The organism is Paenibacillus arenilitoris (assembly GCF_014705655.1).
GTDB lineage: Bacteria > Bacillota > Bacilli > Paenibacillales > Paenibacillaceae > Pristimantibacillus > Pristimantibacillus arenilitoris.
Map to the genome: position 1 here is coordinate 1 of NZ_JACXIY010000031.1, position 9,925 is coordinate 9,925.

9 protein-coding genes are annotated in these 9,925 nt (G+C 49.2%); 7 read left to right on the forward strand and 2 right to left on the reverse strand.

Features of this window, described 5'->3' with window-relative positions:
• Positions 1 to 183: 183 nt before the first annotated feature.
• The 5 genes from IDH41_RS23220 to metK all read left to right on the forward strand — a co-directional run bounded on the left by IDH41_RS23220 (position 184) and on the right by metK (position 6,498).
• Positions 184 to 1,227, forward strand: coding sequence for a FecCD family ABC transporter permease (locus IDH41_RS23220; RefSeq protein WP_190865358.1), 1,044 nt, complete (start codon positions 184 to 186; stop codon positions 1,225 to 1,227).
• A gap of 2 nt (positions 1,228 to 1,229) precedes the next feature.
• Positions 1,230 to 2,261, forward strand: coding sequence for a FecCD family ABC transporter permease (locus tag IDH41_RS23225; protein ID WP_190865360.1), 1,032 nt, complete (start codon positions 1,230 to 1,232; stop codon positions 2,259 to 2,261).
• A gap of 179 nt (positions 2,262 to 2,440) precedes the next feature.
• Entirely contained in the window at positions 2,441 to 3,769 is a 1,329-nt protein-coding gene (locus IDH41_RS23230) for a glycosyltransferase family 2 protein (protein WP_190865362.1), read from the forward strand.
• A 257-nt stretch (positions 3,770 to 4,026) separates the two neighbouring features.
• Positions 4,027 to 5,283 (forward strand): adenosylhomocysteinase, encoded by a 1,257-nt coding sequence (locus tag IDH41_RS23235; RefSeq protein ID WP_190865364.1) that lies wholly within the window; start codon positions 4,027 to 4,029, stop codon positions 5,281 to 5,283.
• Between the two features lie 15 nt (positions 5,284 to 5,298).
• The gene (metK, locus tag IDH41_RS23240) at positions 5,299 to 6,498 is read left to right on the forward strand and encodes a methionine adenosyltransferase (protein WP_190865366.1); all 1,200 of its coding nucleotides are present in this window, start codon (positions 5,299 to 5,301) and stop codon (positions 6,496 to 6,498) included.
• Between the two features lie 37 nt (positions 6,499 to 6,535).
• Here metK and IDH41_RS23245 read toward each other — a convergent pair whose 3' ends face one another.
• Positions 6,536 to 7,639 carry a PfkB family carbohydrate kinase gene (locus IDH41_RS23245; RefSeq protein ID WP_317890806.1) on the reverse strand — a complete coding sequence of 368 codons (1,104 nt, stop codon included), beginning with the start codon at positions 7,637 to 7,639 and terminating at the stop codon, positions 6,536 to 6,538.
• 123 nt (positions 7,640 to 7,762) lie between these two features.
• Here IDH41_RS23245 and IDH41_RS23250 point away from each other — a divergent pair, with 123 nt between their 5' ends.
• Together IDH41_RS23250 and IDH41_RS32215 are read left to right on the forward strand one after the other, a co-directional pair.
• The gene (locus tag IDH41_RS23250) at positions 7,763 to 8,989 is read left to right on the forward strand and encodes a methyltransferase domain-containing protein (RefSeq protein WP_190865368.1); all 1,227 of its coding nucleotides are present in this window, start codon (positions 7,763 to 7,765) and stop codon (positions 8,987 to 8,989) included.
• Between the two features lie 286 nt (positions 8,990 to 9,275).
• Positions 9,276 to 9,452 (forward strand): DUF6431 domain-containing protein, encoded by a 177-nt coding sequence (locus tag IDH41_RS32215; protein ID WP_223829992.1) that lies wholly within the window; start codon positions 9,276 to 9,278, stop codon positions 9,450 to 9,452.
• A 13-nt stretch (positions 9,453 to 9,465) separates the two neighbouring features.
• Here the strand turns inward: IDH41_RS32215 and IDH41_RS31535 are convergent.
• Positions 9,466 to 9,925: sulfotransferase family protein (locus IDH41_RS31535; protein ID WP_223829991.1), on the reverse strand; the 460-nt coding region annotated here is incomplete at its 5' end.

Consider the following 9,925-nt stretch of genomic DNA (forward strand, 5'->3'; position numbering starts at 1 on the left):
ACAACTCCCGTAAAATTCTTATCTCTTATGTATTCGACAAAGCGCAGGAAAATCCTGTTAGTTAATTGTGCCGTCGTAGTTTTTTTTTGTGCCTTAAACAGGCTGCCCGCGTTTGAACGGCGGGTATGAAAGCTTTATGATAATGGGTGTTCATTATAAGTTTACATACAGAAGGGTAGTTAGATGATGGCTTCTCAAACCAGCACGAATGCGCCGGCAACCGCCAAGCTGCGCACGAGGCCGATCGTGGCCACGATTATTTTGTTCGGCGGAATCGGCGTCCTCCTCCTCTCGCTCGCCTTGTCCATCTCGGTCGGCGCGGCGGATATCCGTCTCTCCACGGTATGGGAGGCGGTCTTTCAGTTCAATCCCGAGCTGACGCACCATCAAATCATCAAGGAGCTCCGGATGCCGCGCGCGCTTGCCGGCGCGCTGGTCGGAGCGGCTTTCGCCGTCGCGGGAGCGGTCATGCAGGGCATGACGCGCAACCCGCTCGCCGACTCCAGCCTGCTTGGGGTTAACGCCGGCGCCGGCTTCATGCTCGCGATCTGCTTCGCCTTCTTCCCGTCCATGTCTTACATGAACCTGATGTTCCTCTCCTTCGCGGGGGCGGCGGTCGGGCTCGGCCTCGTGTACGGTATCGGCTCGCTGGCAAGGGGAGGTCTTACGCCGGTCCGCCTCACGCTGGCCGGCGCAGCCGTCGGCGCGCTCCTCGTCGCTCTGGCCGAAGGGGTAGCGATCTACTATCAGATCGGGCAGGATCTGGCATTCTGGTACGCCGGCGGCGTCGCCGGGACGAAATGGCAGCAAATCGAGGTCATCGCGCCTTGGATCCTCGCCGGCTTGCTGGCGGCGATCATGCTGTCGCGCTCGATTACGCTGCTCAGCCTCGGCGACGAAGTCGCGGCCGGCCTCGGCCAGCGCACCGCGCTCGTGAAAGCGGGAGGCGTGGTAATCGTGCTGCTCCTTGCGGGAGCGGCGGTCTCCACCGTCGGCGCGGTCGGCTTCGTCGGCCTTATCGTTCCGCATATCGCCCGCTACCTCGTCGGCGTCGATTACCGCTGGATCATTCCATGCTCCGCCGTTCTCGGCAGCCTGCTGGTCGTCTTCGCCGATATCGGGGCGAGAATGATTAACCCGCCGACCGAAGTGGCGATCGGCGCGATCATCGCCATGATCGGCGTTCCGTTCTTCCTTTATCTCATTACCAGGATGAGGGGGGAGTAGCCATGAACGGCATTTATGTATCCGCCGTCGAACAGCGCAGAAGAAGACGCGCCGTTCTGGTGATGACCACGCTCGCCGTGCTCATTATCGTATCGTTCATCATCAGTATGAACACGGGCTTCATCAGGCTGTCGCCCCTCGACGTCGTCAAGACGCTCTTCGGCATGGGCACGGAGAAGCAGGAGCTCATTTTATTCTCTTTCCGCTTGCCGCGAATCGTCATCTCCGTCCTGATCGGGGCCGGCTTCGCCGTATCCGGCTGCATTATACAAGGGCTGTCGCGCAACCCGCTCGCCGATCCGGGACTGCTAGGCATTAATGCGGGAGCCGGCCTTGCCGTCGTCCTGTTCGTCAGCTTCTATCCGGCGTCGGAGAAGGGCTCGATCTTCCTGATGCCACTGCTCGCGCTCGTCGGCGCGGCGCTAACGGCGCTGCTTATTTACGTGCTCTCGTACCGGCGGCATCACGGCTTCATGCCGACGCGCATGATTCTGGCGGGCATCGCGGTTGCGGCGGGCATTAGCGCCGCGATGATCATTCTTACGATCCGGCTGGATCCGACCCAGTATCAATTCGTGTCCGTCTGGCTGGCCGGAAGCATCTGGGGGACGAATTGGAAGTACGTGCTCGCCCTGCTTCCGTGGCTGATCGTCCTTCTCCCGTTCGTCTTCTACAAGGCCAAGGCGCTGAACGCGCTGAATCTCGGCGAACAGCTCGCGGTCGGACTCGGTACCCGCGTCAACAAGGAAAGGGCTTGGCTGCTTGCCGCGGCGGTCGGCTTGGCCGCTTCGAGCGTAGCCGTCGGAGGCGGGATCGGCTTCGTCGGGCTCATTGCCCCTCACCTGGCCAGGAGGCTGGTCGGTCCGCACCATCAGGTGCTGCTGCCGGCGTCGGCCTTCGTGGGAGCGCTGCTCGTCATCGTCGCGGATACGCTCGCGCGCTGGGCGTTCCAGCCGTCCGAAATTCCGACCGGCATCGTCGTGGCCGTCATTGGAGCGCCTTATTTCCTCTATTTGCTGTCGAGATCGAAATAAACGAATAAGACTTGAATCAACCGCACCGGCTTTCTGCCGTGCGGTTTTTTTCTTTGCGGCGAGAATCTGCGTTTTTTGAAAAACAATAAGTCTTTTTAGGTTACGAACTATACCATTGCATAAACTTTTGAATATTTTAAAAAATGCAAGGTTTAGAGAAGAAAGGAGGCCTGCATGGAATGCCAGGAGTGATTTCCCGTCATTACCGTTCGGGATTCCGCAGAGGTTCCCGCCTCGGCTATGCGGCAGGCTATGCTGCAAGCTTGGAAGCGGGAAGGATTGCGGGCAAAGAGGCATTTCAAATCCCTTTTGACGGAACAAGCATCATCATTCCGACCTATAATCAACGAGAGTACCTGTTGAAGTGTATACGCAGTATTCGCAAAAACACCCGAATCCCTTACGAATTGATCGTGATCGACAACGGTTCTACCGATGGAACAGTAGAAAAGCTGCGGGCGGAATTTGCCGGAATACGAATCAGGCGAAATTCGGAAAATCTCGGATTTGCCCCAGCCGTCAATCAAGGCCTGATGATGGCACGAGGCACGACATTGCTTCTTCTCAATAACGATACGGTTGTAACGGAACAGTGGCTTGAGAACCTGCTCGCCTGTTTGCGAAGCAATCCCGATTTTGGTTTGGTGGGACCTGTCAGCAACCGGATTAGCGGGGAGCAGCGAATTAAGACGTCCTATCGATCGATTCGGGAAATGATCGCTTTCGCCCGCTCGTTCAATAGGCGTTCTGCCGAACGATGGAAACGGACCGATCATTTAATGGGGTTTTGCTTGCTTTTTACAAGGGACATGTTTCATAAGCTGGGCTATTTCGACGAAGGCTTCAAGATCGGCAACTGCGAGGATATTGATTACGGGATGCGCGCACGCCTGCTCGGATCGGAACTGGTCATCGCCGGAGACACTTTCGTGCATCATTACGGCAGTATAAGCATTCGTTCAATAGGGAAGCGCTTTGTAAGCATCAATGAAGAAAACAAACGGTTTTTTTCCGTGAAATGGGAGGGATACTCGAAGCTGAAGGAAGAGATCTCCCGTTTGGCGCCAGGAAATTCATTTGCAGCAGCCAGACTGTATCCCTCGCATGTAACGGTAAAAGGAGCGGATGGCAGCATTTACTGGATTGAAAATGAAATCCGTCATCGAATTGATCAGGCGGATGGCTTCGACGGGGTACGCCTTTCGGTCGTCGACCTGCGTTATTGGCGGGAGGGATCCATGATCAGCGGTACGGATATACGGAACCGGCTGGGCCTGTTGAATCAGCCCGGAGCGTCGCCTTCGATCGGGACTCTACTACAAACGCCGGACGGTCAGGTGTACCAGGTGCATAATCGAGGACTACGTCGTTTGGCAAATAAGAAAACGCTGGAATTATGGCGCTTAAACGATCGGATGCAAGTCCCGATATCTTGGGTGGAAAAATCTGAATTTGAGGAATTTCTTCCGATTGTTCCGCCTCCGACGGTTTATTCCTCAGAACTGTGAACGAATAAGATCATTAGGTGAAGGAGGATAAGGCATGTTGCGTAGTAAGATGCCCCGGAAACTTCCGAGACGACGTAAGGCCGGCCGAAACAAATCCGGCGTTCGGAAACCTTCAATGCGAAACAGCGGGTATCACCGGGGATTTGGCAAGGCGTATCAACTCGGCTACAGGATCGGGTATGCAGAAGCTTTTGAAGAGGGATTTCGTCAAGCGTACTCGGAAAATGGACTCCATCCTTCATTTACAGGAGGCAACAATGGCCAATAACAATTCAATGATCCGGGATCTTACTTTGGCGCCCCTGGGCAAAGTGAAGCTGGACTGGGTTAAATCGCATATGCCGTTACTCCATTCTATCGAGGAACAATTTAGAAGCGAGTTGCCCTTTAAAGGTCTTAAAGTTTCCATCTGTCTGCATCTGGAAGCAAAAACCGGATACCTGGCTCAAGTTATACAGGCCGGCGGAGGGGAAGTAGCCGTTTGCGGCAGCAATCCTCTATCCACCCAGGATGATGTGGTGGCGGCGCTTGTTGAAAGCGGGATTACCGCTTATGCATGGCATCATGCAACGGATGAAGAATATCGGTCGCACTTGAACAAGGCGTTGGATTTTGGTCCTCATGCGATCATCGACGATGGCGGGGATTTGGTTAGCCTCTTGCATAGTGAGCGCACCGGCCAGCTGAAGGAAATCATCGGCGGCTGCGAAGAAACGACGACAGGCATTGTTCGGTTAAAGGCTTTGCAGAAAAGCGGCCTTCTCCGGTTTCCTATGATGGCGGTAAATGACGCTTATTGTAAATATCTTTTTGATAATCGATATGGAACCGGGCAATCGGTATGGGACGGCATCAATCGGACGACCAATCTGGTCGTTGCCGGCAAGACGGTTGTTGTCATCGGGTACGGTTGGTGCGGAAAAGGCGTGGCGATGCGGGCGAAAGGTTTAGGCGCAAAAGTCGTCATTACCGAGATTGATCCGATTAAAGCCATTGAGGCCTATATGGACGGCTTTGAAGTCATGACCATGCCGGAAGCGGCCAAACTGGGGGATTTCTTCGTGACGGTGACAGGGAATCGCGATGTCATTGCAGACAGTCACTTTGATGTCATGAAGAATGGTGCGTTGATGTGCAACGCAGGCCATTTTGATATTGAAATCAATAAATCGGATTTGACGGCAAGGGCTGTGAACATTCGCGAAGTTCGCAAAAATATCGACGAGTACGAGATGAAAGACGGCCGCAAGTTATATTTGATAGCGGAAGGCCGATTGGTGAACCTTGCCGCCGGAGACGGTCATCCGATAGAGGTGATGGATCTTACCTTTGCCCTGCAGGCTCTATCGCTGAAGCATATTGTCCAGAATGGCAGGTCGTTGAAGGCTGAAGTACATTCCGTTCCTATTGAAATAGACCGCAATGTGGCGTATTTGCGTTTAGAATCATTAGGGATTCATATAGACCGGCTTACAAAAGAGCAAGCAGATTATTTGTCCGGTTGGACCGATTGAACCAGGGGGAGAGAGATGAACAGTAGGAAACGCTTATTTACTTCCGAATCCGTGACCGAAGGCCATCCGGATAAGCTATGCGATCAAATTTCCGATGCCGTTCTGGATGCCATCATCGCGCAGGATCCTCAGGCTAGAGTCGCATGCGAAACGGCCGTTTCTACAGGACTTGTATTGGTCACGGGAGAAATTACGACCTCGGCTTACGCGGACATTCCCGAAATTGTACGCCGAACGATCAAAGAAATCGGCTATGATCATGCGGATTATGGGTTCGATGGCAATACCTGCGCCGTCTTGGCGGCGATCAATGAACAATCTCCGGATATTTCAATTGGAGTCAGCAAAGCTTTAGAGGCTAGAGATAGAATGATGGAAGAGGATGACATGGAGGCGATCGGTGCTGGTGACCAGGGGTTAATGTTTGGTTTTGCCTGCAATGAAACGCCTGAATTAATGCCTTTGCCGATCTCCATGTCACACCGTCTGGCACGTCGATTGGCGGAGCTGCGGAAAAACGAAATTCTCCCTTATTTACGTCCGGACGGAAAAACGCAGGTGACGGTGGAATATGACGGCGATACCCCTGTTCGTATCGAAACGGTTGTCATTTCGACACAGCACCATCCGGAAGCGACGCTTGAACGAATTAAAAAGGATTTACTTGAACATTTGATAAAACCTGTGATTCCGAATGACTTAATCGATGAACGAACCAAGTACTATATTAATCCAACCGGACGTTTCGTTATTGGAGGTCCGCATGGAGATGCGGGTTTAACGGGGCGTAAAATCATCGTCGATACGTACGGCGGTTATGCCCGTCACGGCGGCGGCGCCTTCTCCGGGAAGGACCCGACGAAAGTGGACCGTTCCGCCGCTTATGCCGCCCGGTATGTAGCCAAAAATATCGTAGCGGCAAAGCTTGCCGATAAATGCGAGGTTCAATTGGCGTATGCCATCGGCATCGCTAATCCGGTTTCGATCAGTGTGGATACGTATGGGACGGGAACGGTCGATGAAGAGCTCCTGGTTCGATTGATACGGAAAAACTTTGATCTTCGCCCGGCAGGAATCATCAAGATGCTGGATCTCAGGCGGCCGATTTACCGGTCTACCGCGGCATACGGGCATTTTGGACGCAATGATCTGGATGTTCCTTGGGAGAGAACGGATAAAGCCGCTCTATTAGTGAATCAGGTTAACGGCAATTAAAGCTAGAAGGCTCTTTCCGTCGGGAAAGAGCCTTCTTCTATAGCAGCTTTCGAAAAAACTCGTCTTGTTGGATCTTCATCGGCAAATCCGGACAGGTGTTTTCGGGAGATTCAATGGTCCAGCCCGCCACCTTCGTTCCGCAAACGACAGCTTCTTTTAACGGGAGCCCTTTTACCAAACCCATTACGGTCCCTGAGAAGAAAGCGTCGCCAGCTCCGCTCGTATCAACGAGTTTCACCGGAAAGACAGGTTGATAACCGGAAGCTTTCGTACGGGAATCGTAAAAGACGGATCCTTGCTCCCCCAATGTAACGACCATGGAGCCGAGCCCCGAACGTTCAACAAACCGAATAAGAGAGTCAATTTTTTGATCTACGGCGAGATTCGTAAAGTCCAGCTTTAAAAAAAGATCCGCTTCAAAATTATTGCAAATAAAACAATCTAAATGACCTAGAATCTCGGTATGCTTTAAAATCACATCCAAGTTGCCGGGGACGCCGTAGATCGGCTTTTTTTCTTTTTTTGCCATCTTAATGACATGATTAACAATATCAATCGTCAAATCCAACTCAAGCGCAATATGGGAAGATTGCCCGATAACGGTCTTTCCTTTGCTGGTTATGAAACGCTGCAGGAGTGTGAAATCCGGAATTTGGGAGATGGAACCGGCTAACTCCCCCTTTTCATCCAAGACGGCAAGCCACATTCCCATACCTCGCTGCTTCGACCGGATTTGATGCTCATTATTTACTTTTAATTTTTGAAGCCTTTCTACCACCTCTCTACCGATCGCAGTGTCATCGACGGAAGTAACGAAAGTCGTAGGCAAATGAAGGTTGGCTAAGTTCTCTGCGATATTTCTTCCAACACCGCCGTGGACAAATTGAATAGTTCCGATATTTCTAGTAGATGGGTGATAGCTTTGGACGGCAAATCCCTTGCAATCTATAAATATCGTACCAATCACACATACCGGGGAGTGCAAAGGATATTCATCTCCTTCTCTAAGCGGATTATATAAATCAACGCCGGACTTTTCTAGTAACAGTATATTCAGATGATTTAAGGCATGCTTGGGTAAAGGGCGGACATTCCTTTTGATGATGATAGATGTTTTCACTATGCGTACAAGTGCCGTCACCTTAGGACAATACCCTTACATAAGATGAGTTTATCGGAGTGGATTACATTGTGTGCGGTTCCCTCACACAATTAAATCGAGCTGTGGAATTCATTTGGTAACACAGATGAGGAGGTACCAATGATGACGTTAAAACTTAAGCCCAAAAAAACGTTAATCAAGAAAAAAAGGCATAAATCCAATTTAAAACTTCGTAAGTTGAACCGAAAAAAAACGTTAAGAGCTAAGAAAAGAGGAATGCTAAAGAAGAGATTATATGTTAAAAAGAAAAAAAGATTGAAGAGAGAAGAAAGTAAAACTACTGTTAATCCAACAATGGAATCAGCACTCGAGGTTGTCGAGGGTCTTCGAAAGGATATAGTGAAAATGGATGCAAGAATAAGAGGCCTTTTACTAGGATCACATGATAATCCATTTAATGGAAGGGTCTTTCTTGTAGAGCATGGGATTCGCCGATGGATTCCAGGTCCAGAGATTTTTGAAGCCTATGGCTTCCGGTGGCCGAATATACGTTGGGTAGACAAACAAATGCTGAATTGTTTTACAATAGGTCCTAACTTGTCGTTTCCTCCATCATTTGAAATAAAAGACCGCAAAAGCAAAATTTTAAATAATATTGACCTGAAAAACTCCGTTGGACTGGAGATTGGGCCTTTATCATTGCCGATTGTCAGCAAAGACGAAGGAAACATCTACTACGCTGATCACACTACCACAGAAGAACTTATTAAAAAATACCAGGACGATCCTGGTGTAGATGTAACTAATATTCCTCAAATCGATTTTATTTGGGGTGAAAAAACTTATCGGAAGGCTATTCCGTCTTATCTTTCCTTCGACTATATTGTTGCATCTCACGTAATAGAACATATTCCCGACGTCATTGGATGGTTAGCCGAATTAAGCGAGGTTTTAAAGGATGGAGGTTTTGTATGTTTGGCTATTCCAGATAAGCGGTATACGTTCGATTATTTTCGTAAACTTACTACTACAGCGGAATTGATTGACGCGTATCTCAACCGATTAAGACGTCCAGGCCCGAGACAAATCTTTGATAACTGTTCTAATGTTGTCAAAATCAATACCGGAGACTCATGGTCTCCAGACTTTGATGCTTCAAACGCTGAACGATATCATTCCGACGAATCTGCAATGAATCTCTGCATTGAGAGTATTCAGAATAAAAAATATGTAGACGTACACTGCTCAGTCTACACCTCGCATTCGTTTTTGGAACTTTTTAATCATCTTAGCAGACTTCATTTAGTTAATTTTAAAATCGCAAAGTATTACGAACCGGAGAGGTTATCAAACGAATTCATTGTTATTTTGCAAAAGCTGCCTAAATAATAATGTTCGGTTGGATTATGGCCAAAGCAACATAATATTGTATCCGCTAAAATATAACGACCAATTGCTGACGGGATTGCCTGTCCAGAATTTGCTGAATATAATGACCATATCACAGAATAGGAAAAGGATGCCTCCCATGTATGTGGGCCTGCGGGAACAGGCTCACGGGATGCATCCCAAAATCTACATGATCATTGTATCAAAGTATGAGCTGGTTGAGAAGTCAGCCGGCGTTTTTTGTTAGATGTGCAGAAGTGGTTCCTTCTCCATGTTGAAGAGAGAGATGCATGTCATAGGCAGCCGTAAGCGGAAGATCGTGAATGGGGGCGTAGACCTCCACTTGCTCGTTATTCGCCGAATGCGTTGCAGCCAGTGTCGCAAGATCCACCATGAGCTTCCAGATTGCGTAGTGCCTTTATGCGGAACGAGTCAGAATGCTTGGTACAAGTTCGTTTTTTAAACAAACCATACTATTAAAAGTGTCTTAACCGCTCGTCTAGGAAAGATTTTACTTTATCTATATTATGCTCCCGTATTTGACCGATTCTTTGGTTAATTTTTGAAACAAACACCTCCGGTATTATTAATAAATCGTCATAAGAGACATCGATAACATCCTTCTTATCCTTATATAGTAATGATCGATAATAATTTAGATTTGTTAGATAGGGCGATAAAATTTCTCTTGCTGTAATAAGATCAATTCCGTTTCGTCGCGCCAAGGAACTTGCAGAGGCGTTGAGAGGTCGATGTATAAATATATAAGTTATGGATGAAATTTCTTCTAGGTATGGCTTCCATATCTCGAATGTGATTAAAGTTCTCGGATCTTTTAATCCCCATAACGTTTTTTTTTGAGTTGATAGAAAACTGCGGATCGTCACTTCTGGATAATGAAGTTTCGCGACCTTTTCCCGACTGACCGGGCTATTC

What these genes read in the sequence shown, in the direction of transcription:
- IDH41_RS23220 (WP_190865358.1), top strand. Translation starts at nt 184, where the DNA reads ATGATGGCTTCTCAAACCAGCACGAATGCGCCGGCAACCGCCAAGCTG.
- IDH41_RS23225 (WP_190865360.1), top strand. Translation starts at nt 1,230, where the DNA reads ATGAACGGCATTTATGTATCCGCCGTCGAACAGCGCAGAAGAAGACGC.
- IDH41_RS23230 (WP_190865362.1), top strand. Translation starts at nt 2,441, where the DNA reads ATGCCAGGAGTGATTTCCCGTCATTACCGTTCGGGATTCCGCAGAGGT.
- IDH41_RS23235 (WP_190865364.1), top strand. Translation starts at nt 4,027, where the DNA reads ATGGCCAATAACAATTCAATGATCCGGGATCTTACTTTGGCGCCCCTG.
- metK (WP_190865366.1), top strand. Translation starts at nt 5,299, where the DNA reads ATGAACAGTAGGAAACGCTTATTTACTTCCGAATCCGTGACCGAAGGC.
- IDH41_RS23250 (WP_190865368.1), top strand. Translation starts at nt 7,763, where the DNA reads ATGACGTTAAAACTTAAGCCCAAAAAAACGTTAATCAAGAAAAAAAGG.
- IDH41_RS32215 (WP_223829992.1), top strand. Translation starts at nt 9,276, where the DNA reads ATGCATGTCATAGGCAGCCGTAAGCGGAAGATCGTGAATGGGGGCGTA.